The sequence below is a fragment of the Tessaracoccus aquimaris genome (assembly GCF_001997345.1).
GTDB lineage: Bacteria > Actinomycetota > Actinomycetes > Propionibacteriales > Propionibacteriaceae > Arachnia > Arachnia aquimaris.
Map to the genome: position 1 here is coordinate 1,422,014 of NZ_CP019606.1, position 24,371 is coordinate 1,446,384.

General features: G+C 68.9%; 23 protein-coding genes and 1 tRNA gene. 14 read left to right on the plus strand and 10 right to left on the minus strand.

Annotated elements, in window-relative coordinates; genetic code table 11:
• The first annotated feature begins 9 nt into the window (after positions 1 to 9).
• The 4 genes from BW730_RS06710 to hisN all read left to right on the plus strand — a co-directional run bounded on the left by BW730_RS06710 (position 10) and on the right by hisN (position 3,746).
• A complete protein-coding gene (locus BW730_RS06710) occupies positions 10 to 624 on the plus strand; it encodes a DoxX family membrane protein (protein ID WP_077685575.1) in 615 nt (204 codons plus the stop codon).
• Positions 624 to 1,877 (plus strand): 3-phosphoshikimate 1-carboxyvinyltransferase, encoded by a 1,254-nt coding sequence (gene aroA, locus BW730_RS06715; protein WP_077685576.1) that lies wholly within the window; start codon positions 624 to 626, stop codon positions 1,875 to 1,877. The genes BW730_RS06710 and aroA overlap by 1 nt, the downstream gene beginning before the upstream one ends.
• Complete coding sequence (gene rsgA / locus BW730_RS06720; protein WP_077685577.1) at positions 1,874 to 2,842, plus strand: ribosome small subunit-dependent GTPase A; 969 nt, start codon at positions 1,874 to 1,876, stop codon at positions 2,840 to 2,842. The genes aroA and rsgA overlap by 4 nt, the downstream gene beginning before the upstream one ends.
• 61 nt (positions 2,843 to 2,903) lie before the next feature.
• Complete coding sequence (hisN, locus tag BW730_RS06725) at positions 2,904 to 3,746, plus strand: histidinol-phosphatase (protein ID WP_077685578.1); 843 nt, start codon at positions 2,904 to 2,906, stop codon at positions 3,744 to 3,746.
• A 179-nt stretch (positions 3,747 to 3,925) separates the two neighbouring features.
• Here hisN and serA read toward each other — a convergent pair whose 3' ends face one another.
• From serA to BW730_RS06755, 6 genes are all read right to left on the minus strand, one after another.
• The gene (serA, locus tag BW730_RS06730; protein WP_237267995.1) at positions 3,926 to 5,119 is read right to left on the minus strand and encodes a phosphoglycerate dehydrogenase; all 1,194 of its coding nucleotides are present in this window, start codon (positions 5,117 to 5,119) and stop codon (positions 3,926 to 3,928) included.
• A 65-nt stretch (positions 5,120 to 5,184) separates the two neighbouring features.
• Positions 5,185 to 5,958, minus strand: a complete 774-nt coding sequence (locus tag BW730_RS06735; protein WP_077685579.1) for an ABC transporter ATP-binding protein — start codon at positions 5,956 to 5,958, stop codon at positions 5,185 to 5,187.
• A complete protein-coding gene (locus BW730_RS06740; protein ID WP_077685580.1) occupies positions 5,955 to 6,782 on the minus strand; it encodes an ABC transporter ATP-binding protein in 828 nt (275 codons plus the stop codon). Before BW730_RS06740 ends, BW730_RS06735 begins: the two co-directional genes overlap by 4 nt.
• Positions 6,779 to 7,588 (minus strand): ABC transporter permease, encoded by an 810-nt coding sequence (locus BW730_RS06745; RefSeq protein ID WP_077685581.1) that lies wholly within the window; start codon positions 7,586 to 7,588, stop codon positions 6,779 to 6,781. The genes BW730_RS06740 and BW730_RS06745 overlap by 4 nt, the downstream gene beginning before the upstream one ends.
• The gene (locus BW730_RS06750) at positions 7,585 to 8,550 is read right to left on the minus strand and encodes an ABC transporter permease (protein WP_077685582.1); all 966 of its coding nucleotides are present in this window, start codon (positions 8,548 to 8,550) and stop codon (positions 7,585 to 7,587) included. Before BW730_RS06750 ends, BW730_RS06745 begins: the two co-directional genes overlap by 4 nt.
• A 3-nt stretch (positions 8,551 to 8,553) precedes the next feature.
• Positions 8,554 to 10,056: an ABC transporter substrate-binding protein gene (locus tag BW730_RS06755; RefSeq protein ID WP_077685583.1), complete on the minus strand. Its 1,503-nt coding sequence runs from the start codon at positions 10,054 to 10,056 to the stop codon at positions 8,554 to 8,556.
• A gap of 142 nt (positions 10,057 to 10,198) precedes the next feature.
• Here BW730_RS06755 and BW730_RS06760 point away from each other — a divergent pair, with 142 nt between their 5' ends.
• Positions 10,199 to 11,386: an FUSC family protein gene (locus tag BW730_RS06760; protein ID WP_077685584.1), complete on the plus strand. Its 1,188-nt coding sequence runs from the start codon at positions 10,199 to 10,201 to the stop codon at positions 11,384 to 11,386.
• Here the strand turns inward: BW730_RS06760 and BW730_RS06765 are convergent.
• The gene (locus BW730_RS06765) at positions 11,383 to 12,384 is read right to left on the minus strand and encodes a LacI family DNA-binding transcriptional regulator (RefSeq protein WP_077685585.1); all 1,002 of its coding nucleotides are present in this window, start codon (positions 12,382 to 12,384) and stop codon (positions 11,383 to 11,385) included. The two genes, BW730_RS06760 and BW730_RS06765, sit on opposite strands and share 4 nt — an antisense overlap.
• A 119-nt stretch (positions 12,385 to 12,503) precedes the next feature.
• A complete protein-coding gene (locus tag BW730_RS06770; protein ID WP_226997114.1) occupies positions 12,504 to 13,517 on the minus strand; it encodes a nuclease-related domain-containing protein in 1,014 nt (337 codons plus the stop codon).
• Between the two features lie 139 nt (positions 13,518 to 13,656).
• Between BW730_RS06770 and BW730_RS06775 the strand changes: the two genes are divergently transcribed.
• From BW730_RS06775 to dhaK, 7 genes are all read left to right on the plus strand, one after another.
• Positions 13,657 to 14,184 (plus strand): thioesterase family protein, encoded by a 528-nt coding sequence (locus tag BW730_RS06775; protein WP_077687552.1) that lies wholly within the window; start codon positions 13,657 to 13,659, stop codon positions 14,182 to 14,184.
• Between the two features lie 52 nt (positions 14,185 to 14,236).
• Positions 14,237 to 15,151 (plus strand): ribokinase, encoded by a 915-nt coding sequence (gene rbsK, locus BW730_RS06780; protein ID WP_077685586.1) that lies wholly within the window; start codon positions 14,237 to 14,239, stop codon positions 15,149 to 15,151.
• 103 nt (positions 15,152 to 15,254) lie between these two features.
• Complete coding sequence (locus BW730_RS06785; RefSeq protein WP_077685587.1) at positions 15,255 to 17,024, plus strand: hybrid sensor histidine kinase/response regulator; 1,770 nt, start codon at positions 15,255 to 15,257, stop codon at positions 17,022 to 17,024.
• Positions 17,025 to 17,133: 109 nt separating this feature from the next.
• Positions 17,134 to 17,991, plus strand: coding sequence for a class II fructose-bisphosphate aldolase (locus BW730_RS06790; RefSeq protein ID WP_077685588.1), 858 nt, complete (start codon positions 17,134 to 17,136; stop codon positions 17,989 to 17,991).
• 1 nt (position 17,992) lies between these two features.
• Positions 17,993 to 18,766: an HAD-IA family hydrolase gene (locus tag BW730_RS06795; protein ID WP_077685589.1), complete on the plus strand. Its 774-nt coding sequence runs from the start codon at positions 17,993 to 17,995 to the stop codon at positions 18,764 to 18,766.
• Positions 18,763 to 19,398: a dihydroxyacetone kinase subunit DhaL gene (dhaL, locus tag BW730_RS06800; protein WP_077685590.1), complete on the plus strand. Its 636-nt coding sequence runs from the start codon at positions 18,763 to 18,765 to the stop codon at positions 19,396 to 19,398. Before BW730_RS06795 ends, dhaL begins: the two co-directional genes overlap by 4 nt.
• 28 nt (positions 19,399 to 19,426) lie before the next feature.
• Positions 19,427 to 20,422: a dihydroxyacetone kinase subunit DhaK gene (gene dhaK / locus BW730_RS06805; protein ID WP_077685591.1), complete on the plus strand. Its 996-nt coding sequence runs from the start codon at positions 19,427 to 19,429 to the stop codon at positions 20,420 to 20,422.
• A gap of 142 nt (positions 20,423 to 20,564) precedes the next feature.
• On the opposite strand, the gene BW730_RS06810 is transcribed toward dhaK, so the two are convergent.
• Together BW730_RS06810 and BW730_RS06815 are read right to left on the minus strand one after the other, a co-directional pair.
• Positions 20,565 to 20,648: transfer RNA gene (locus tag BW730_RS06810), tRNA-Leu, on the minus strand.
• 380 nt (positions 20,649 to 21,028) lie between these two features.
• Complete coding sequence (locus BW730_RS06815; RefSeq protein WP_077685592.1) at positions 21,029 to 21,454, minus strand: hypothetical protein; 426 nt, start codon at positions 21,452 to 21,454, stop codon at positions 21,029 to 21,031.
• 823 nt (positions 21,455 to 22,277) lie between these two features.
• On the opposite strand from BW730_RS06815, the gene BW730_RS06825 reads away from it, so the two are divergent.
• Positions 22,278 to 22,739 (plus strand): hypothetical protein, encoded by a 462-nt coding sequence (locus BW730_RS06825; protein ID WP_077685594.1) that lies wholly within the window; start codon positions 22,278 to 22,280, stop codon positions 22,737 to 22,739.
• Positions 22,740 to 22,875: 136 nt separating this feature from the next.
• Complete coding sequence (locus BW730_RS06830; RefSeq protein ID WP_077685595.1) at positions 22,876 to 24,348, plus strand: sensor histidine kinase; 1,473 nt, start codon at positions 22,876 to 22,878, stop codon at positions 24,346 to 24,348.
• The last annotated feature ends 23 nt before the right edge of the window (positions 24,349 to 24,371 follow it).

A 24,371-nucleotide genomic window follows, 5' to 3' on the forward strand; every position in this document is an offset into this window, starting at 1 on the left:
GGTGGCGCCATGAGCCTCTTGCGATTTGTTGCCCGGAGCATGTTCGCCGGCTACTTCATCACGGAAGGCGTCAAGGCGGTCACCAAGCCCGCCGAGAGCGCCCCTGATGCTGAAGCCTTCACCTCGACCATCACGCCGCTGCTGCAGCGCGTCGTGCCAGCGGACGTGTCGTCCTACGTGCCCGAGAAGGCCGAGACGTGGGTGCGGATCTCCGGCGTGGCCCAGATCGCGGGCGGAGCCATGTTCGCCACCGGCATCGGCCGGAGGATCGGCGCGCTGCTGCTCGCCAAGGCGAGCGTGCTCAACGTCGCGATGGCGCTGCCCGGCAAGGATGCCCCCAAGACGGCGAAGGATTCCGCACGTCCCGAGGTGCTCCGCAACGTGGCGCTTCTGGGCGCCTCGATCCTTGCGATGCAGGACACCCAGGGCAAGCCGAGCCTTGCCTGGCGCGCCGACCAGGCGGCGAAGGTGACCGAGAAGAAGGCCGCCGCGCTCGGCGACGACATCTCCAAGTCCACGAAGGCCGCGGCCGCGACCGCCGAGAAGAAGGCGAAGAAGCTGGCCCGCAAGGCACGCAAGCAGGCCCGGCGGCTCAGTAAGAAGATCGACGCCGTCACCTCGTGATGCAACGACCGCTCCCCCACGCGTCCGCTCCCGTCCGCGGTGAGGTGATCGTCCCCGGGTCGAAGTCGGAAACCAACCGTGCGCTGGTGCTCGCCGCTCTCGCGACCGGTCCCAGCCGCCTCGACGGGGTCCTCGAGTCGCGCGACTCCGCGTTGATGATCGACGCCCTGCGCGCCCTCGGCGTCTCGGTCGAGACCGACGGCACCCGCGCCCGGGTCGCGCCCCCCGTACGTTTCGCAGGCGCCAAGGACATCGACTGCGGCCTCGCGGGCACGGTGATGCGATTCGCCCCACCGGTGGCGATGCTCGCCGACGGCCCCTCCGGATTCGTGGGCGACCCCCACGCGTCCGAGCGCCCGATGAAGCCGCTGCTCGACGGGCTCCGCCAACTGGGCGCCATCGTCACCGGCGATCGACTGCCGTTCAGGATCAGCCCTCCGGCGCAGTACGGCGCCACGGTGGCCATCGACGCGTCCGAGTCAAGCCAGTTCATCTCCGGCCTGCTGCTGATCGGCGCCCGGCTCCCCGAGGGCCTGACGCTACGCCACACCGGCGACGTGTTGCCGTCGCGGCCGCACATCGACATGACGGCGGCGATGCTGCGCGACAGGGGCGTCAGCGTCGCCGAACCGGACGCGCGGACCTGGCGGGTCGCGCACGGGCCGATCGCCGCGAAGGACGCCACCATCGAGCCCGACCTCACCAACGCGTCGGTCTTCCTGGCCGCGGCCGCCCTCACCGGCGGCGAGGTCTCGGTCGTGGGCTGGCCGCGCCGATCGCTGCAGCCGGGGGCGCTGTTCCTCGACGTGGTCGAGTCGATGGGTGCCCGGGTGACGCGCTCGGCAGGAAAGGTCACGGTGCACGGCGCCGGGAGGCTCCAGGGGATCGACGTCGACCTCGGCGCCGCGTCCGAACTGACGCCTGTGGTGGCGGCGCTCGGAGCCCTCGCTGAGGGGACGACCACGATCTCCGGGGTCGCGCACATCCGAGGCCACGAGACGGATCGGCTCGCGGCGCTCGTCACGGAACTGCGGCGGGTCGGCGTCGACGCGTCCGAGACCGAGGACGGGCTGCGCATCACCGGAGGCGGCGACCTTCGCCCTGCCGTGCTGCACGCCTACGCGGACCACCGGATGGTGCACTTCGCCGCGCTTCTTGCGCTGCGGATCCGGGGCATCGGGATCGATGACATCGCGTGCGTGTCGAAGACCATGCCGCGCTTCCCGTCCGACTGGGCCGGGCTCATCGGGTGAGTATCCACGAGGACGACCACACCGGATTCGACCGGCCGCGGAAGCGCAGCCGACCCCGCACCAAGGACCGCCCCGACTACTCGTCGCTTCCGGTCGCCCGGGTGGTGTCGGTCGACCGGGGCCGCTACCGCTGCCTGCTTGAGGACAGGATCGTCTCGGCCGTGCGCGGCAGGCTGATCGCGCGCAAGGGCATCATCGTCGGCGACGAGGTGCGCCTGGACGGGGACACGAGCGCAGACGAGGGCACCCTCGCCCGCGTCGTCGAGGTCCTCGAGCGGACCACGATGCTGCGCAGAAGCGCCGACGACGCGGATACCTTCGAGCGTCCGATCGTCGCGAACGCGGACCAACTGTTCATCGTCACGGCGCTGGCGGACCCGCCGCCGAGGATGGGGATGATCGACCGGATCCTGGTGGCGGCCTACGACGCCGGGATCGCGCCGATGCTCTGCCTGACGAAGGCCGACCTCGCCAGCCCCGACGAGCTTCGCGCGGCCTATGAGCCGCTCGGCGTCCCGATCCTGGTGACCGACCCCCTGGCCGACCTGACGCCGGTCCGCGAGGCCCTCACGGACCACGTGACGGTGTTCGTCGGACACTCCGGCGTCGGCAAGTCGACGCTGGTGAACCGGCTCATCCCCGACGCGCACCGCGCAACCGGGGAGGTCTCCGAACTGACGGGCAAGGGCAGGCACACGTCGACGTCGGCGGTCGCGATGGAACTGCCCGAGGGCGGCTGGATCGTCGACACCCCCGGCGTCCGCTCGTTCGGGATCAGCCACGTCCGGCCCGGGTCGATCCTCGGCGCCTTCCCCGATCTGGCCGAGTACGCAGAGGACTGCCCCCGCGGGTGCAGGCATCAGACGGACGCCCCGGAGTGCGCGCTCGACGATGCCGTCGCCGACGGCCGGCTGGCCCCGGAGCGGCTCGCCTCCTTCCGGCGGATGGAGCGGGCCTTCGTGTAGGGCGTCGCGCCTGCCAGTGCGTCGCGCGACGAATGAGGGTTGGCTTCGGTAGGTTGGTTACATGTCTCGACCGAAGGACCTCACCGACGACGTGCGCCTCGCGCACCTGATGGCAGACGACGCCGACTCCCTCTCCATGAGCCGGTTCAAGGCCTTGGACCTGCAGTTCTCGGCGAAGCCGGACAACACGCCCGTCACGGAGGCGGACACCGCCGTCGAGGAGTCCATCCGTCGCACGCTCGCAAGGACCCGCCCGCGCGACGCTGTGCACGGCGAGGAGTTCAGTGACACCGGCGAGTCGTCGCGTCGCTGGATCATCGACCCGATCGACGGCACCAAGAACTACCTGCGCGGCGTGCCCGTCTGGGCGACGCTGATCGCGCTGGAGGTCGACGGCAAGATCGTCGCTTCCGTCGTCTCCGCTCCCGCGCTCGGTCGCCGCTGGTGGGCGTCGGAGGGCGGCGGCGCGTTCACGGGTCGCTCGATCCTGAACGCCACGGAACTGCGGACGAGCCGGGTCGCCGAGATGGCCGATGCTTCGCTGTCGTACTCGGAGATTTCGGAGTGGGTCGAGTCGGGTCGCGGGCAGGGCTTCATCGACCTGATGCGCGACTGTTGGCGCAGCCGCGCCTACGGCGACTTCTGGAGTTACATGCTGGTGGCCGAGGGCTCCGTCGACATCGCGTGCGAACCCGACCTGGCCCTGTACGACATGGCCGCCCTTGACATCATCGTCCGCGAGGCTGGCGGGAAGTTCACCAACCTGTCCGGCGAGGATGGCGTCAAGGGCCCCGGCGCGCTCGCCACCAACGGGCTGATCCACGAGGCCGTCCTGGCCTACCTGAACGACGCCGCGCCCGACGACGAGCCTGCTGAGGCTCTTGCCGAGGCACCGTCCGAGTAGCTTCCTGGACGCTGGGGGCGACTCAGTCCTTGAGCATGTTTGGTAACTCGTTTGCGGTTCGAACGTTCAAACGCGGCTCACGCGACAACGAGCAACCGAACATGCTCAACGCACGATCCAGCCGACGGCGAAGGGCGCCGCGGATTGCTCCGACGGCGCCCCTCCCCCACGCTCTTGTCTCAGAGGACGCGGACCTGGATGGTCTCATCCAGGCCGTCCAGCTTCGCGAGCAGCCCCTCGTATCCCTCACCACTGACGTCGGTGATGGCGTAGCCCTGGTGGCCCTTGGTGGCAAGGGTCTGCCAGCCGATGTTCATGTTGCACTCGGCGAGCACCGAGTTCAGGCGGGCCATCACACCCGGCACGTTGCGGTGCAGGGCGACCACGCGGGCGTCGGAGGTCTTCGGACCTGCGGCGACCTCGGGGATGTTCACGCACATCGCGGTGCCGCCGAGCTCGTGGTAGTCGGCCAGCTTGCCCGCGACGTAGCGGCCGATGTCGACCTGAGCCTCCAGCGTCGAGCCGCCCACGTGCGGGGTCAGGATGACGTTTGGCACGTTCTGCAGGTTCGAGACGAACGGCTCGTCCTTCGACTTCGGCTCCGACGGGTAGACGTCGATCGCCGCGCCCGCGATGTGGCCGCTCACCAGGTTCTCGTGCAGCGCGTCCAGGTCGACGACCGACCCGCGGCACAGGTTCAGGAACAGCGCGCGGGGGCGCATCTTGGCGAACTCGGCGGCGCCGAACAGGTTCTTGTTGGTTGCGCGGCCGTCGACGTGCAGCGAGATGGTCTCGGCCTGCTCCAGCAGCTCGTCGAGCGAGTCGACGCGGCGGGCGTTACCGAGGGCGAGCCGGTCGACCACGTCGTAGAAGATCACGCGCATGCCGAGCGCCTCGGCGACCACGGAAAGCTGCGAGCCGATGTTTCCATAGCCGACGATGCCGAGGGTGCGGCCGCGGACCTCGTGCGAGCCGATCGCCGACTTGTCCCAGCGACCCTCGTGCATGTCGCGGTTCCGGTCGGTCAGGCGGCGGGCCATCGAGATGATCTCGCCGATGGCCAGTTCGACCACCGAGCGCGTGTTGGAGTACGGCGCGTTGAAGACGGCGACCCCCGCCTCGGTGGCGGCGTCCAGGTCGATCTGGTTGGTTCCGATGCAGAACGCGCCGATCGCCCGCAGGTTCGGGGAGGACTCGATGACGCGTCGCGTCACGTAGGTGCGCGATCGGATGCCGAGGTAGTCGACGCCCTCCAGCGCGGCGATCAGGTCGTCCTCGTTGAGGGCGCCGGGCAGGGTCTCAACCTCGAAGCCGCGGTTGCGCAGCGACTTTTCGGCGTCGGCGTGGATGTTCTCGAGTAGCAGTGCCTTCACGGGTGAGGAGTCTACTTCGATTGCGACACCGCTCGACGCACGTTCCACTGCGCCGGCAGCGAACCTCAGATGGTCAGCGTCGCGTCGAGCAGGGCCCGCGTGTACGGATGCTCCGGTGAGGTCAGGACGGCGTCGACGGGGCCCTCCTCGACGACGCGGCCGCGCTCGACCACGACCACCCGGTCGCACAGCCGCGCCACCACCGACAGGTCGTGCGACACGAGCACCAGCGCAAGGCCGCGCTCCTGCACCTCGGAGGTGAGCAGGTTGAGCACCTGCGCCCGCACGGACACGTCGAGGGCCGACACGGGCTCGTCTGCGACCAGCAGAGCCGGGTCGCTGATCAGCGCCCGTGCGATGGCGGTGCGCTGCCGCTGACCGCCGGAGAGTTGGTGGGGGTAGCGCTCAAGCATCTCGACGTCGAGGCCGACGCCGTCCATCGCGGCGGCGAGGACCGCGTCGCTGAGCGGCGGAACGTCGGGGCGCTTCCTGAGCACCGGGGAGCGCAGCGGCTCGCCGATGATGTCGCGCAGCTTCATTCGGGGGTCGAGCGAGGAGTTCGGGTCCTGGAACACCATCGACGCCGCCGCCCGCAGCCAGCCGAGCCGCCGCTCCGGCAGGCCGACGATCGAGCGGTCCTGGAACGTGATCTCCCCCGCCGAGGGCTTCAGGAGGCCGAGCATCAGCCGGGCGAGCGTCGTCTTGCCCGACCCCGAGCCGCCGACGATGCCGACACGCTCCCCCTGCTCGATGGTGAGGGTGACGTCGCTCAGCGCCACGAACTGTTTGCCGCCTCGGCGGTACGTTGCGGTCGCGCCGCGGAGTTCGACGAGGCTCATGCGTGCGCCTCCCCCGTGTAGAAGTCGGCGACGCTCGGCAGCGGCTGGTCGCGCGGAACGCGGTCGATCCGGGCGGAGGCGATCAGGCCCTTGGTGTACGGGTGCTGCGGGTCGGAGATGATCTGCTCGACCTCGCCCTCCTCGACGATCCTGCCCTCCAGCATGACGGCGACACGCGGGCATACCTCCCGGACGACGGCCAGGTCGTGCGAAACGAACACCGAGGCGCGGTCGCGGAGTTGCTCGTCGAGCAGTCGCAGGATCTGGCGCTGCACGAGCACGTCGAGCGCGGTGGTCGGCTCGTCGCACAGCACCAGTTCGGGCTCGTTTGCCAGCGCCATCGCGATCAGCGCCCGCTGCCGCTGCCCTCCGGAGAGTTCGTGCGGGTAGGAGTCGGCGATCCGCTCCGGCTCCGCAATGCCGACCTTGCCCAGCCAGTCGAGCACCTCCATGTGGATGGAGCCCTTCTGCTCGCCGTGGTGCAGCGCCACGACCTCCCCGATCTGGCGTCCGACGCGCATCGTCGGGTCGAGCGCCGTCATGGGCTCCTGGAAGATCATCGAGATCTCGTCGCCGCGGAGCCCGCGGTACTGGCGCTCGGGCAGCCCCACGAGTTCACGCCCGTTGAACGTGATCGACCCGGTGACCTGTGCGTGTTCCGGCAGCAGCCCCATGATCGCAAGCGACGTCACAGACTTTCCCGAGCCGGACTGCCCGATGATGCCGAGCCGGTCGTGTTCGCCGACGCTGAACGAGATGCCGTCGACGGCGGGAGGGCGCCGCCCGAACCGGATGGTCAGGTCCCTGACCTCAAGCACGTTCACGACACCTCCCGGAGGCGCGGGTCGAGCAGGTCGCGCAGCCCGTCGCCGAGCAGGTTGAAGCCCATCGTGGCGACCGCGATCGCCAGGCCGGGCCACAGCGCCAGGATGGGCGCGTTGAACAGGTTGCTCTGCGCCTCGCGCAACATCCGGCCCCACGTCGGCGTGTCCGGCCCCGAGCCGAGGCCGAGGTAGCTGAGCCCCGCCTCCGCGAGGATCGCGATGCCGAAGCTGACGGAGGCCTGCACGCCCAGCACCGGCGCGATGTTGGGCAGCACGTGGCGCGCGGCGATCGCGAGGGTCGGGGTGCCGCTGACGCGGGCCGCCTCGATGTAGCCGAGGCTCATCACCTGGTAGGTCGCCGCCCTCGCGAGGCGCACGAAGGCAGGGATGGTCGCCACGGCGATCGCGGCCATCGCCGTCCACGTCGACCCGCCGACCGCCGCGGCGAGCAGGATCGCGAGCAGCAGCGCGGGGAAGCCGTAGAGGATGTCGGAGAGGCGTGCAGGCAGGTCGCTCACCCAGCCACGGGTCATGCCGGAGAAGATCCCGATGGGCACGCCGATGAGCGCGGCCCCCGCGACGGAGACGATGCCCACCAGCAGGCAGATCCTCGCCCCGCTCATCAGCATCGACAGCACGTCCACGCCGATCGCGTCAGTGCCGAGCACATGGGGCCAGCCGGGAGCCTCAAGGCTGCCCCCGGTGATGTCGGTAGGTCCGAACGGGGTCCAGAACAGGCCGACCGCCGCGAGGGCCACGACGATGCCGATCAGCACGATGCTGAGGATCAGGGTGCCGCGCCTCATGCCGCCTCCGCCCTTCGCCTCAGCCTCGGGTCGACGATCTGGTAGGTGATGTCGACGAGGAAGTTGATCAGCAGCACCGACCAGACCAGAAGCAGCACGATCGCCTGCACGATGCCGAGGTCGCGCCCCGAGACCGCCGTCAGCAGCGCCGACCCGAGCCCGGGCAGCGCGAACACCTGCTCGATGATGATGGCGCCGACCAGCAGCGTCGCCAACTGCAGGCCGATCACCGTCAGCAGCGAGATGCCGATGTTGCGGAGGCCGTGGCGCCACAGCGCGCCGATCCGCGACCAGCCGACGGCGCGGGCGGTGCGGAAGAAGTCCTCGTGGAGGACGTCGATCACCGAGCTTCGCACGTAGCGGGAGATGACGGAGGCCTGCACGACCGCGAGCGAGGCGACGGGCAGGATCAGGTGCCTGATCCAGTCGAGCGGGCTGTCCCAGTAGGAGACGTAACCGCCAGCGGGCAGCCAGCCGAGCCGCACCGCGAACACGATCACCAGCCAGATGCCCGCCCAGAACGCGGGGATGGCGAGCCCCACCTGGGACAGCGCGGACACGGCGATGCCGTCGAGGTGACGGCGGCGCACCGCGGCGTAGGAGCCGACGGGGATGGCGATCAGGATCGCGAAGATCATGCCGAAGGCGATCACCCAGGCCGAGACCTCGAAGCGCGCCGCGATCAGGGGGCTGACGGGGGCGCCGGTGTAGTAGGACTGGCCGAAGTCGAAGCGGGTGACGATGCCGCCGAGCCACTCGACGTAGCGCAGGAGGAAGGGTCGGTTCAGGCCGAGGCGTTCCTCGAGCGCGGCGACCTCGCCCGGCCCGGCGTTGGTGCCGAGGGTGACTTGGGCGATGTTGCCCGGCAGCTTGTTGGTCGCGAGGAAGATCAGGAAGCTGGCGAGCAGGAGGCTACCCAGCAGCCAGGCGACCCGCACCCCGACCCTGCGCAGGACGGTCATGGATCAGCTCCGTGCCGCCAGCAGGGTGAGGTCGAAGGACAGGCTGACCTGGTTCTCCTGGATGCCCGAGATCTCGGGGGTCGCGATGATGATGTTGGGCAGCAGGAACAGCCAGTCGGCGGCGGCCTGGTCGGAGAGCAGCTTCGCCGCCTTCTTCAGGTCCTCCGTCTGGACGGCCTCGGTGCCCTCGTCCGCCGAGACGAGCAGCGCGTTGAACTCCTCGTTGTGGAAGTTCCAGTAGTTGTTCGGCGCCGCGAAGGCCGACAGGTCGTGCGGCTCGACGTGCGCGACGATCGTCATGTCGTAGTCGTGCTTGCCGTAGACCTGGTCCAGCCAACGCGGCCAGTCCAGTTCCTCAAGGGCCACGTTGATGCCGACCTCCTTGAGTTGGGCGGCGACGTAGCGGCCGGCGGTCGGCCCGTATGGCAGGTTCGGGACGCGCAGCCGCAGCGTCAGGCCGCTGGCGACGCCCGCCTCGGTCAGGAGTTCCTTCGCCTTTGCGGGGTCGTACGGGTACGCCTGGGAGAGGTCCTCGTACCAGGGATCAGTCGGGGGCACCATGGAGCCGATCAGCGTCCCCTTGCCGCCCCACACCGAGTTGATGAGGCCCTTGCGGTCGATGGCGTGGTTGATCGCCTGGCGCACGCGCACGTCGGAGAGCGCCTTCGTCTCGTGGTTGAAGCCGAGCACGACCTCACCCTCGGTGGTGCCCTCGTAGGTCGTGTACTTCGACGAGTCGGCGAACTGCCCGATCGACTGCGGCACCGTCAGGTTGGAGATGATGTCCAACTGCCCCGAGAGCATCGCCGTGTTCATGGCGTTCGGGTCGGCGTAGTAGCGAAAGTTCACGGGGTCGAAGCGCGCAGGGGTGCCCCAGTAGGACGGGTTGGCAGCCAGCCTGAGCAGCGAGCCCTGGTCCCACTTGACGAAGGTGTACGGCCCGGAGCCTGCGGGCGCGGTGTTCAGGTCGGCGACGGCGCTCGGGTCGGACACGATGCCTGCCGGTCCCGTCATGTCGTAGAGCCATTCGTTCGAGGGACGCGACATGGTCACCTTGACGGTGTGGACGTCGACGGCCTCCACGTCCGCGACGGCGGCCCACTTGGCCTTGATCGAGTCGGTTGCGGAGTCGGCCCGTGCCCGGTCGAAGCTCTTGACGACGGCGTCGGCGTCGACGGGCGCGCCCGAGGCGAACTTCGCCTGGTTCTGCAGCGAGAACGTGTAGGTGAGCCGATCGTCGGACAGCGTCCAGTCGGAGGCCAGCAGGGGCTTGATGGTGCCCTCGCTGTCGAGTTTCACCAGCGTCTCGTAGACGTTGTAGAGCAGCACGAATGGCGTGCCAGCGCCCGGGACGGTGATCATGTCCAGCCCCGTCGGCTCGGCGGTGGCCCCGATGTTGAGTTCGCGGCCCGTCTCTTCCTTCGGCTCGGGTCGGGTACAGGCGCTGAGCGTGACGGCGAGCGCCAGGGCAAGGAGCATGCCCACGAAGGAGCGGCTTCGACGCATATTCGGATGTTCCCTTCGAGGGGGTTGAACGGCGAGCACAGTCTAACCGTTCGGGCGTCGTGCGAACCGGACCCGCTGTCAGGCGGCGGGGCCGATTCCGCGTAGAGCGCAATCGCCGCCGCGACGCGGCAGGATAGGGGCCATGGGTGAAGGCACATCGAAGCGGGGCATCTCGTGGTCGTCGACGGGGCGCACCCTGCAGCGGGCGCGGCTCCGGGCGTTCGATCTGTCGGAGCGTACGGCACGCGCGGGATGGCGCTCACAACGGCTCCGGGTCAACCGGTGGCGCTCGCGGCTGTTCATGATCCTGCAGATCTCGGTCGCTGCAGGCGTGTCGTGGGGGCTCGCCCATTATCTGTTGCGCCATCCCGCCCCTTTCCTTGCGACCGTTGCGGCGATCATCTGCCTCGGCTTCTCGTTCGGTCAGCGGCTGTGGCGGGTCGTGGAGGTCGCCGTCGGCGTGACGGTCGGCGTGCTGATCGGCGACATCTTCGTCCACTTCTTCGGCACGGGCGTGTGGCAGATCATGCTGGTGATCGCGCTCGCCATGTCGGTGACCACCTGGCTGGGCGCAAGGACGCTGATGGTGACGCAGTCCGCGGTGCAGGCCGCGACGGTGTTGACGGTGTTCCCCGGCTTCGACCAGGGCGTCTCCCGTTGGCAGGATGCGCTGGTCGGCTGCTCGGTGGCGCTGCTGTTCGCGACGGTCGCGCCGACGACGCCCATCAACCGGCCCCGGATGCTCGCCGCGAAGGTGCTTGGCGAGGCGGCGGCGACGGTGCGGGCGATGGTCCAGGCGCTCAGGGCCGAGGATCTGGACGCGGCCGAGGGGATCCTCGAACGCGCCCGGGCGACGGAGTCGGAGTTGTCGGCCCTGCTGACGGCGTCCAACGAGGGCATGGCCGTGGTGCGCACCTCGCCGTTCCTGCGCAGACACCGCGAGTCGGTGCTGCAGGTCTCCGACCTGGTCGTGCCGCTCGACCGGTTCATCCGCAACCTTCGCGTGCTCGCGCGGCGCGGCGCGATCGCCACCTACCGGCACGAGGAGGTCTCTCCGGAACTGCTGGGCGTGTTGAGCGAGATGGCTCAGATCATCGACGACTGCGCGAGCGAACTGTTCGCCCGCCGACTGCCCGACTCGCGACTGCCGGAGATCCGGGCCCTCGCCGAGAAGACCTCGACGCTTCCCCTGGAGGGCCAGTTGAGTTCGATGGTGCTGCTCGCGCAACTGCGCTCGATGCTCGTCGACCTGATGGAACTGTGCGGCGTCGACTACACCGACGCCCGCGAGGCGGTTCCGGACATGGACGAGGCCGACCGGCCGGCCTAGTGGGCGAGGAAATCCGGGCTCTCGTGCGTGACGAGGTTCGGCTGCACCAGCGTGCCGCTGAGCGAGACCGCTGGGTCCGCCAACTGCGCGAGCACCATGTCGAGCACGATCTTTGCGACCTCATCGACGGGTTGGCTGATGCTGGGGAGCCCGAGCGTCCGTGCGACCGGGGTGTCGTCGAAGCCCACCAGGTTCACGCCGTGCCTGTTGTGGCGTCGCGCCTCCGTGAAGGCGCCGAGCGAGAGCGAGTCGCTCGCGCAGACGGCGGCGTCGGCCCCGCGTTCCAGCAGTTCGGCCATCGCCTCTGCACCGGCGAGGATGGTGTCCTCGCCCTCGACGGTGAGGGCCTCGGCCTCGCCGTTGGACAGCCGGAGCGACTCGGCCCAGCCCGCGCGCCTGTCCTTGCCGACGGGCGATCCGTCGTCCCAGCCGATGAACCCGATCCGCTCGTGCCCGAGGCCGCGCAGGTAGCTAGCGGCCTCGACGGCGCCGAACCGGCCGTCGACGTCGGCCCACTTGCCGTGGTCGTGCCCGTCCCATGGCCGCCCGAATGACGCGAACGGCACCTCCTCCGCGGCCAACTCGGCCGGGCGGGTGTCTCCGTACCAGGTGTCGGTCAGGATGCACGCGTCGATGGCGAGGCTGCGGCGCAGTTCGACGAGCTTGTCCACCTCCTCGCCGTTGGTGGAGGCCGGAAACAGGACGATGCGGTAGCCGCGCTGGTCGGCGCGCGTCACCAGGGCACGGGTGAACCCGTCGACGATGGTGCCGGAGATGCCGTTGCGGTGCTGCCCGAGCCTCAGCCCCAGCGCCATCGAGCGTTGGTTGCGAAGCGCCCGCGCCGCGGCGGACGGCCGGTAACCCGAGCGCTCGATCGCCGCCAGAACCCTCGCCCGCGTCTCGGGCCGGACCCGGTCGGGGAAGTTCAGCACGTTGGAAACGGTCTGCCGGGACACCTTGAGCTCAGCCGCGAGGCTGGCCAGCGTCGGCTGATTCATCGCACCCCCTGGATGGATCGTTCAAAAGTAGTGGCCCTACCCAATCCGGTTCCTCTCGATGCTGTCAACCATCCCCGGCCAGTTTCCGGGAATTGTTATCGTTCCGTCACGCTCCGAACTCATGCGGGTCGGAAAGTCGTGGCGAGCAGCACGTGGACGGCGTCGATGTCGAACCGCGCTGAGGGGGTGCGCCCGATCAGCTTGTAGACGGCCTTCGGCCACAGAACGTGGATCCCGTCGACGAGGATCGCGCCGCCGATCAGCGGCCAGTCGGCGTCGATGAAGCACAGCACCCCCCTGACCGGCACCTGCTCCCCCACCACCTCGCGCACGACCGCCAACTGCTTGTGCATGCCCGCGAGTAGCTTGGTCGCGTCCCGTCGTCCGACCATCAACGTCCGCGTGACGGGGCGGAGCAGGCCGCCCTCGATGCGAAGCTCGGGGCGTCCCTTGTAGCGCTTCGCGTCGATCACCCAGATGCCGGACGGCGTGATCACCAGGTGGTCGATGTTGGCCCTGCTTCCGGGGATCAGACGGTCGTGCAGCGTGCGGAAGTCCGGGCCCGACCGCGCGTCGAGGGCCTTGCCCAGCTTCTCCTCCCCGACTGCGCCGGTCACCCACGCCTTCGTGGACTGCTTCTCGTCGCGCAGGAAGAGGGCGACGGGCGCGAGCCGGCCCCATTCGTCGCGCACCCGCTGCTCGTCGCGCGTCTTGCGGCGCTCGTACTCGCGCCGGGCGGAGGCGCCCGCGACACTGACGCCGAGGTCATCCGCCGCCTCCTCTGGTGCGGCGGGGGCGTCGTGGACCACCGACGCGCCGTGCGGCAACGCCCGCAGCGAGGCTGGGCCATCCGGTTCGGGGCCATCCGGTTCAGCGGCGTCCTGTTCGGGGCCGTCCGTGGCGGGCCCGTGCCCATCCTTGGCCGTGTCGATGGAGCGGGCGCGCCGCGGCGGCGAGGCGACATCGTCAGGCGCTTGGCGCACCGCGTGGAGGTGGGCCTCCGGATCGGCGTCGGGGGTCGGAACACAGGTCACACAGCGCACCGTCTTCATGGCCCGCTCGTAGACCGCAACGCTTCGCGCCTCGAGTTCGGTCCCGCACACCCGGCAGGTGCCCGCGTAGCGCAGTCTCATTCGCTTGTCTGTCAGGCTGGCCGCTTCCGGCATCGCGTCTCCTCGTTGATGACGCGGACAACCTAGCAGCGACGAGGCGGGCGTGTGGCTGCGGGTGGCTTGTATGGTTCGACTCGTTGTCGAGGGCGAGGAGCCTGCCGTGAACCTGCTGCTGCGCCTGGCGTGGATCCTGCTGACCCACCGTAGGAGGGGTCCGCTGGGGATCTGGGACGAGGCGGTCACACCGATGATGGTCGCGCCGACCGATCTGGACCCGCTGCTGCACATGAACAACGGCAAGTACCTGTCACTGATGGACCTCGGTCGGGTCGACCTGATGGTCCGCGCCGGCCTGTGGCCGCGGCTGAACGCCCTTGGCTGGTACCCGGTGGTGGCGGCGCAGACGATCACCTACCGGCGATCCCTCAATCCGCTGCAGCGCTTCGACCTCGTCACCCGTGTCATCGGCTTCGACGACCGGGCCGTCTACGTCGAGCAGAGCTTCCGTCGCGGGGGCCGCATCCACGCAAGCGCCATCGTCAAGGCGCGGTTCCTGAAGAAGACCGGCGGCAGCGTCGGCATCGAGGAACTGCTGTCGCTGACCGGGCCGGCGCCGGCCGACCTGACGCTCCCCACCTGGGTCGAGGAGTGGAGCTCCCGGTCCCGGATCCGGGAAAGCGCCACGTAGGATCGGGGTTGACCGGCGGTTGGGCCGGGCTGCAGCGTCGCGGGAGGCACACATGGACATCGCCGTCATCGGGTCGAACATGGTGGATCTGATCAGCTACATCACCAGGATGCCCGCCGAGGGAGAGACCATCGAGGCGCCGGACTTCGCGCTCGGCTGCGGAGGCAAGGGCGCCAACCAAGCGGTCGCGGCCGCACGGCTCGGCTCCGAGGTGCTGATGGTGACCCGCGTCGGCGACGACCTGTTCGCGGCCAACACCGTCGCCAACTTCGAGGCCAACGGCATCGACACCACGTTCGTGCTGCCCACGGTCGGCACCTCGGGCGTCGCGCCGATATTCGTCGACGAGCAGTCCCGCAACTCGATCATCATCGTCAAGGGAGCCAACGCGTCGCTGACCCCCGCCGACCTTGAGGCCGCGGAGGCAGAGATCGCCCGGTGCCGCCTGATCGTGGTGCAACTGGAGATCCCCATCGAGACCGTGCACGCCGCGATCGACCTCGCGGTGCGCCTCGACGTGCCCATCCTGCTCAACCCCGCCCCCGCCACGCACGGACTCGACTACGCGCGGGTCGCACAGTGCGAGTACTTCGTCCCGAACGAGACCGAACTTGCGACCCTGACGGGGATGCCTGCTGGCACCACCAACGAGATCACCGCGGCGGCAGCGGCGCTGATCGAGAAGGGCTGCCGCAACGTGATCGTCACGCTCGGCTCGCGCGGCGTGCTGTGGGTCAGCACCGACGGCGAGGTGTTGATCCCGCAGGACAACCCGGTCGAGGCGGTCGACACCACCGGCGCGGGTGACGCGTTCATCGGCTGCTTCGCGCACGAGGTGACCCACGGTTCGACAGTGCACGACGCGCTGGTCGCCGCCAACGCCTACGCGGCCAACTCGGTCACCAAGCGCGGCACCCAGACCTCCTACGCCAGCCGGGAGGACTTCACCGCCTGGCGTCGGGCCTGACGACACCGTGCACGGACCGGGTCACCCGCCGCGGGTAGTCTCCCCTCTCCTCGCCTCGCCCCGTGAGCGGGTTTCGTAGGCTGATGCGGGTGAGGAGCATGCGATGGATGCAGCACCCGAGGCCCGCCGCGAACCGGGCGACCGCGCGTCTCTCGAGACGCTGAGCCGGGTCGCGAGCAATCTCGCGATCGACACCCGTCTGGAGCCCCTCCTCGAACTGGTCCTCGGCAGCGCGGTGGCACTGCTCGGCTGCGAGAGCGGCTCGCTGAGCCTCGTCAGCCCCGAAAACACCGGCTATCGCAAGGTCGTGGACTTGGCGGCCGGCTGCCAGGCCGGGCGCGAGTTCCCGCTCAGCGAGGGGGTGACAGGCATCGTGGTGCGGACCCGCCGCGCGGTCACGTTCCGGCACTACGCCGACGTGCCGGGCGGGCACCTCGCCCCTGGAAGCGAACTGTTCGACCGTGCGGTGGTTGGTGCCCCGGTGCTGACCCGCTCCGGGGTCACTGGCGCGCTTGTCGTGTTCGCCGCCGACGCGCAACGCCTCTTCACGGACGAGGACGTCGAACTCCTGCAGCGCTTCGCGACGCACGCGGCGATCGCCATGACGAACGCCCGTCTGCACGCCGAGGCTGAGGCGAAGGCGCAGACGGCGGCGGTGCTCGCCGAGAGGGAGCGGGCGATGCTCGACCTGCACGACGCGCTGGGTCGTGGCCTGGCGACGGTGCTTGTCCGGCTCCGCGACGCCGAGCAGGCCGTGGCCGCCGGGGGCGACGTCGCGGAGGCGCTGCGCGACGCGCGGCGGTCGGCCGAGGCAGTGCTCGCCGACAGCCAGCGGGCCGCCTGGGCGCGGGTGGAGGTGCTGGACGGGCAGCCCCTGTCGGAGGCCATGCGCCTCGAACTCGAATGGACCCAGGCAATCGCAGGCGCCCAGACGTCCTTCCGGATCTTCGGCGACCCCCAACCCGTCGAGCCGGAGGTCGCCGCGCAACTGCTGCGGATCGTCCAGGAGAGCCTGACCAACGTGGCCCAGCACGCCGCGGCGACCCAGGTCCGTCTCGGCCTGGTGTACCTCAGCGACACCGTCGCCGTCATCGTCGAGGATGACGGCTGCGGCTTCGACCGCTCATCCGGGCGCCCCGTCGGTCGGGGCCTGGCGGGGCTCGTGGCCCGTGCGACCCAACTCGGCGGCGTCGTCCAACTGGACTCGACGCCTGGATGGGGAACGCGGGTGCGCGCCGACCTGCCGTACCGGGCCTCGCCCGACGTGCTGCTCGGCACCCCGCGCCAGCGCCTCGTCATCGTCCACGATCAGCCCGCCATGCGCGCTGGGCTCGTCGGCCTGCTCAGCCACCGGGAGCCGGGCGTCCAGGTCGTCGCGGAGATCGGAGAAGCGGTAGCCGCGGTGGAGGCCATCGCGCTGCTTGCACCCGACGTGGTGCTGCTCGGGTCGCGTGTGGCGCGCGAGGCCGACATCGACCTGATCTCGGCCCTGCACAGCACCGACCCCGATCTCCCCCTCATCGTGTACCTCGACGAGCCGACCAACCCGATGCTCGAGTGGGTCATGCCGGGGGTGCGTGGCATCGTGCCACGCGAGGCCGACGCGACAGAACTGGGGCGTGCCGTGGTCGCGGCGGCCCAGGGCGACGTGCTCGTCTTCAGCGGAATCCTGCGTCAACTCGGCGACGTGCCGCTGGGCGACCCGCTGACGGCACGGGAGCGGGAGGTTCTGGCTCTGCTGCGCGAGGGCCTCGCAGACAAGCAGATCGCGACGAGGCTCAGCATCTCCGTCAAGACTGTCGAGAAGCACGTCGGCGCGGTGCTGCGGAAGAACCGGGCCCGGAGCCGGACGGAACTGGTCGCCCGGGGGTGATCCCTCCCCCATCCCCACCCGCATCCGGCGTGGGGGTAATTCCCCATTGAGGGTGAGGGCGCCCGCTTCATAGCGTGGTCCTTTGAGCCGGAGTTCCAGAGGAGACCTGATGCCGACCGTGCCACTCTCAAAGATCCTCGCCCCCGCCTTCGAACAGCGCTACGGAGTGCCAGCCGTCAACGTGTTCAACGCGTTGAGCATGGCTGCCGTGCTCGACGCTGCAGAGGAGGTCCGTTCCCCCGTCATCGTGCAGACCTCGGTCAAGACCGTCCGACAGGTCGGCTCGCCCGTGATCATGGCCATGTGGCGGGCGCTGACCCGTGACATCACGGTCCCCGTCGCGCTGCACCTTGATCACTGCCCCGACCGCGCCCTGATCACCGAGTGCCTGGAGGCGGGCTGGAACTCGGTGCTCTTCGACGCGCACCACCTGACTGTCGAGGAGAACCAGCGCCAGACGGTAGAGGTCGTCGCCGAGGCGCGCCGCCACGGGGCAGACGTCGAGGGCGAGATCGAGGCCATCACCGGCGTCGAGGACGGCCACGGCAGCGACGAACCGGGCGAGCGACAGAGCCTCGAGATCCAGGTGCGCTACCTGGAGGCGACCGGCGTCGACGTGTTCGCGCCCGCGCTCGGTAACGCGCACGGCATGTACAAGCAGGCCCCGACGCTCGACTTCGACCGGGTCAGCGCGCTCGTCGAGCGGCATCCGGTGCCGATCGCGCTGCACGGCGGATCGGGCCTCAGCGACGCGCAGTTCCACGAGATGATCGCCCGGGGCACCGCGAAGGTGAACATCTCCACGGCGCTGAAGTTGGCGTTCATGGGCTCCGGCCTCGCGCACCTCAAGGAGTGCGAGACAACGGGCAAATGGGAGCCGGTCCTGCTGTTCGCCGCGCAGGAGAGCGCGATGCGCGACCTGGTGACGGGACTGGCGCACACCTTCGGAAGCGCGGGAAGGGCCTGAGATGCCTGCCCTGATCTTCGACTGCGACGGCGTGCTCGCCGACACCGAACACGACGGGCACCTCCCCTCCTTCAACGAGGCGTTCGCGGAGTTCGGGCTCCCGATCGTCTGGACCGAGGACCAGTACGCCGACCTGCTCAAGGTGGGCGGCGGCAAGGAACGGATGGCGCTCAGCCTCACACCCGAGGTGTGCTCGGCCCACGGCTACCCCGGGGAGACGGGACGCGTCGAGTTGATCGCCGCCCTGCACCGCCGCAAGTCGGCCATCTTCCAGGAGCGGGCCCAGCGAGGCGACCTGCCCGCCCGCCCGGGCATCCGGCGACTGATCGCGTGGGCGCTGTCCGATGGCTGGACCGTCGCGGTGGCATCCACCTCCGCCGAGGACTCGGTGCGAGCGGTCCTGACTAACGCCGTCGGCAGTGAGCGGGCGGCGCAGTGCCATGTGTTCGCTGGCGACATCGTCGCCGCCAAGAAGCCTGCCCCCGACATCTACCTCAAGGTGCTCGACGATCTGGCGTTGGACCCCGCCTCCTGCCTCGTGGTCGAGGACAGCGGCATCGGGTGCGCTGCGGCCGTCGCGGCCGGGCTGACCACGCTCGTCACGACCAGTTACTTCACGGCCGGGGAGGACTTCACCAACGCGGCGCTGGTGCTGCCTCACCTCGGCGACCCCGACAACCCGCTTCCCGCCGGCCCGTCGCTCGGCGACCTCGCCGGACGGTTCGTCGAACTGCCCGACCTCGCCCGACTCATCGAGAGACAGGACCAGCCATGAGCGGCACCATCACCGACGTCGAACGCGTCGTCCACACCCTTTCTCAGGTCGTCGTCGCCAACGAGAAGTACTTCGGCGAGTTGGACGCCGTGGTCGGCGACGGCGACTTCGGCTACTCCCTGGCCCGCGGCTTCGAGATCGTGCTGAAGAACTGGGACGGCTACGACCGGGGCGACCCGGGCGTCTTCGTCACGAAGGTCGCCATGACGCTGTCCAGCCGGATCGGCGGCACCTCCGGCCCGATCTGGGGCACCGCGCTGCTGCGGATGGGCATGGCGTTGAAGGGGTCGCCCACCTTCGAGGCGGCCGACGTCGTGCGGGGCCTGCGCGCCGCCATCGAGGGCATCAAGACCCGAGGGCAGGCCGAACTGGGCGAGAAGACGCTGCTCGACGCGCTCTCCCCCGCCACCGACGCCCTCGAGGCTGCCATCGCGGACGGGGCGAACCAGTCCGAGGCGATGCGCGCCTTTGCGACCACCGCCCGCGGCGCCGCCGAGGCGACCTCCACCATGCAGGCGATGCGCGGCCGTGCCGCCTACACCGGAGAACGCAGCATCGGCTCGGTCGACGCAGGCGCGATGGCCGTCGCCGTCCTCGCCGAGGCCCTCGCAGACACCTGGCCCATCGACTGATCCCTCACCACCGTCAAAGGAGACACCCATGAAGAAGTTCGTCAACGACCCCCAGGCCTTCGTTCCCGAGATGCTCAAGGGCATCGCGTTGGCCAACCCCGACACCATCGTCTACGTGCCCGAGTACAACCTCATCATGCGCGCCGACGCCCCGAACCAGGACAAGGTGAGCATCGTGCAGGGCTCGGGCTCCGGGCACGAACCCGCGCACGTGATGGTCGTCGGTAAGGGCATGCTCGACGCGGCCTGCCCGGGCGATGTGTTCGCCGCCCCGCCCGCAGAGTACGTCTACGAGACGGCGAAGCGGGTCGCCTCAGCCAAGGGCGTCCTCCTGCTGGTCAACAACTACACCGGCGACCGGATGGCGTTCGAGATGGCCCAGGAGATGGCCGAGGCCGACGGCATCGTGTGCGACACGCTGTTCATCAACGACGACGTCGCGGTGCAGGACTCCCTGTACACCGTCGGGCGGCGCGGGGTCGCGGGGAACTTCTTCGTGATGAAGGCCTGCGGCGCGCTCGCCGAGGAGGGCGCAAGCCTCGCAGAGGTCAAGGCGATCGGCGAGCGGGTCAACTCGGTGACAAGGACCATGGGCATCGCGCTGACGGCGTGCACGCCGCCCGCGAAGGGCAGCCCGCTGTTCGAGTTGGGCGACAACGAGATGGAGATCGGCGTGGGCATCCACGGCGAGCCCGGCCGCCGTCGCGCCGACCTTGTCCCCGCGGACGACATCGTCGCCGAACTGCTCGACGCGGTCGTGCCCGACCTGCCGTTCGTGTCAGGTGACCGGGTCGCGTTGATGATCAACGGCCTGGGCGGCACCCCGATCAGCGAGTTGTACCTGCTCTTCGGCATCGCGGCCCAGAGGCTGGAGGACATGGGCATCACCGTCGCACGAAGCTACGTAGGCAACTACTGCACGTCGCTGGAGATGGCCGGCGCATCCCTGACCCTTGTCAAACTCGACGAGGAGATCGAGCGCCTGCTCGAGGCCCCCGCCGAGATCGTGAACAGGATCTTCTAGACGGGGGCGGTCGTGTCGGCGCCGGCCTCGGCGCGCCGCTTGGGCGGCGAAGCTCCCACGCGGGTCTGGTGCGAGGCACTCCCTCGCACCGGGCCGAGGTCTGGCGTCGACCGTCGGGTCGAGTCGATGGATGTTGTTCGGGTGCCCGCCCCGGGAGTCGAACCCGGACGTCCGTCAGGACACCGGTTTCTGAGACCGGTGCGTCTACCAGTTCCGCCAGGCGGGCATGTGAGGAGCGCCATCAGGCGCCCATGGGTGCGCGACGACGCGCACTAGAGGGCAGAAAGAAAGGGAGCCGCCTGGGTGCTCTGCTGAGCTCCGGCAACTCCCTCGCGCTTCGCGGGACGTCTGTCCCTACGCGATGAGCGCCGACCCAGGCTGAACTAGCTCGCCGGTCGGCGAAGTAAGAAGCACACGCGGGGTCGACGCGACCAACGAGTCGATGCGATCGGTGTACGCAACCATGGTCTTCGCCCCTTCAGTGAAAGCTCCGTGACGCTCGAACGAGTCGCCGCAGCAGACAATACTCCTCTCGAAGCCCGTTGTGAAGAGCGGATTTGACGCTGTGGAAGACTCTCTCAGCGGATCCAGGGTCTACGACGGTCTCTACGGCTCCCGAAACACGATCATGAGCTCTGGATTGTGCTGGGCTTCGATGCAGAACCCGGCCTTGCTTCCCCACATGCTGTCTGGATTCTCCCCGCCGGGTAGCGCGTTTCGCGTTGTGACGTATCCGGTCAGGGTGATCGAGTCGCCGGGGATGCTGCGTTTTCCGCTCGGCCACACGACTCCGTCGTCATCGGCGCTCGTCCCCTCTGGCCAGACGACCCACAAGGAATGCGCTCCCGTGTCGGGACGAATGGCCACGCACCCGTTCCCCGGGCTCTCCAAAGTCCCCGTCACAGCTACCTCGGGCGAAGGCGGAGGGGTCATATCCTTCTGCACGGTGTTCGGCGTTCCGGCCAGCCCCTGATCACCGCAGGCTGTGACACACAACATCGTCACCACCAGGGCTAGGAAGTACCTACGCACGCTTTCGCCTCCTCCAGCCAAACGCAGCAGCCTCCGCTATAGCTACCACACTGCACCTTTTGTGTATCGCACTGAGTCGGGCTTATGCCGAACGCGATCAGCATCACGCAACCATGATGTTCGTTCCTCCGTGAAGCTCCGCGAAGCGCACACGAGTCACCGGAGCCGAGATTGCTCCGCGCGAGGCCGTTGCGAAGAGCAGATTTGGCGCTGTGAGGGGGATTTCCTTGATCGACCGGTCCGCTTGCGGCACTTCATCTAGTCTCATCAGAGATGGGGGGGAAGGCCAACCATTCGCTCCGCCCCGGGAGGTCGATATGCGTCGTCATGACGGCCACGCCGGCAAGGCAGCCGAGCACGTCGGGCAGTTCGCGTCGGCGCGCAAATACTCGGCGGGCGTCTAGCCGTGCCTTCGCAGAGCGGGTGGCCCCCGGAACCGCGTTTCTTTGAGGTTCGCGTCAAGGTGTGGTGCCCCACCGAAGATGCGGTTCGACTGTCGAACCAGATCGGTAACCTGCTCTGCCCAGATGACGAGCACGATGGTCCATGCGAGATCCCCTGGGGCATCGATCTCGACGAACTGCCGCTCGACGAGATGCCATCAGACATGCGTGCCGAGATCACGAACTTCCACCCGGGGGTGGATCTTGGCGACGGGGGCTACCCGCGCTTGGCGCCTCCCACGGACGGCGCCTCGGAGTCTCGGCAGAGGTGATCCCTGTTCGAGACGCCGGGTTCGTCGCTGCGATCCCGCCTGCATACAGCAGTTGACGGTCTTTGATGCTCACGCCCCGGCTGGCGTGGCAGCAGCTAAGTTCTCAGCATGGGCATGACCGTTTCCACTTCGGCGTTTGACGCGGTCTTCGTCAATACGACAGGCCTCCTGGTGTGGACTGTGTGCGGGTTCGTCTCCCCTGACTACAGCGGCCTGCAGTTGGTCATTGTTGCGGCTGACCTGCAGCCCGAGCAGTACCTCGACATCCCCAAGGCCACTCGTTGGTGGGATCTCGATTCGCTGGATGAGGCATTCCCGATGCGGCTTCTGGCCGACGAAGTGGCAGTGCCGATGACGTTTGTTGGCGGCTCCTCGGGTACTGGTCCTCAGCAGGAGCGCTACGAGAGCCGATTGCTTTTCCGGTTCCCCACTCCCCTCGTCGATTGCGTGTCACTGACCCTGTCATTGGGAATGGATATGTGGCCGAAGCCTCGCGTCGTGCGTCTGGACCCCGAGGCCCTACGGACAGATCTGGCGCGCTGGCACAGCCTGCAGATCGAGGTTCCCTAGGAACCCCCATTCGGCTCAGCGACGGCCCGCGAGACGACGTTCCTCGAGGGCGAACCTCCGCAGATTGGTCCGGTCGCAGTGATGAGCCTGGTCCGACTCACAGGCGATTCATAGGGCGCTCTGCCACCATCGCCCCATGTCAACGGCTGTTCGGGGTTCGCTCACACGGCAACTGCAACTGCGCGTCGCGGGGCTCACTGCGGCGATCACGGTCCTCGCGATCGCGGTGACGGTCGGCGTTTCGAGCGACTCGGCCCGCCGGCAGTTGGATGCCCGCCTCGACGAGGTGATGGCACGCTCGCTCGAAGCCGATCCGCATGGTCGCGGCGGGCCGGGGCAGCAACTCGACCTGCCGGGGCAGCCGCTGGGGACCATCGCCATCCTGACGACCGACGGCACGCCGGACGGGGTGATCCTCGACAAGAGCGGAGTGCACGCCCTCCCCGACGCGGTGAGCGACGCCCTGTCTGCGGTGTCCCTCGACCAGAAGCACAGCCTCTCGCTCGGAGAACTTGGGAGGTACCGGGTTGTCGGCAGGCCCGTGAACATCCTCACCGTTCAAGGAGTCTCGGCCGGGCGCGCCTACTGGGGCCTCCCACTGGACGAACTCGATCGGAGCACGTCGACGCTGCTCCTGATGGGGATCGGCATCGGCGGCGTGTGCGTCTTCCTGGCGTGGTGGACGGTCGGATATGCGGTGCGTCGCACCCTCGTGTCGCTGAGTCGCGTCGCCGCCGTCGCCACCGAGATCTCCGGGATGTCTCTGTCGTCTGGTGACGTGAGCATCGCCACCCGCGTCGGCGATGCCGACGCCGACCAGGACAACGAGGCGGGCCAGGTCGGCTCGGCGATCAACAGCATGCTCGACAACGTCGAAAGCGCCCTCGCTGCGAGGCAGGAGAGCGAGACCACGTTGCGACAGTTCGTGGCGGACGCGTCGCACGAGTTGAGGACCCCTCTCGCATCCATCGCCGGCTACTCGGAACTGCTTCGGCGATTCCGGGACGATCTCCCCGAGCCGGTGAGTTTCGCCACGTCGCGGATCGACCTCGAGGCTCAGAGGATGACGCACCTGGTGCAGGATCTGCTGTTCCTGGCGCGGCTCGACTCCTCCCCTCAGGAGCGCACCCGGGTAGCGGTGGATCTGGTCCCGATCGTCTCAGGAGTCGTGGCCGGGATGCGGTCTGCGTACCCGGAGCACTCCTGGTCGCTGGAAGTCCCGGAGTCCGCGGTCACTCTGGGCGACGGCGATCTGCTGCGTCGCGCAGTGCGCAACATCCTCCTGAACGCAGCCGTCCATACCCCGCCGGGCACAAAGGTCGTGACCCGACTGACCTCTGACGGGCAATTGCGCCTCACGGTTTCCGACGACGGGCCGGGGATCCCCGCCGAACTCGGCCCCCGTGTGCTCGAACGGTTCACGAGAGCCGACTCCGGCCGCGCCAGGAACGCTGGGGCAGACAGCACCGGCCTCGGTCTGGCGATCGTCGCAACCATCGTCAGGAACCACGGCGGGACCGTGGAGGTCGGCTCGCCCGCGCGCGGCTCAGAGTTTCGCATCAACCTCCCCAAACCTGTCGCCGGGTGCTCGCAGCGCCCGAAGACCTGACCTGACGAGAGGAAAGACGTTGT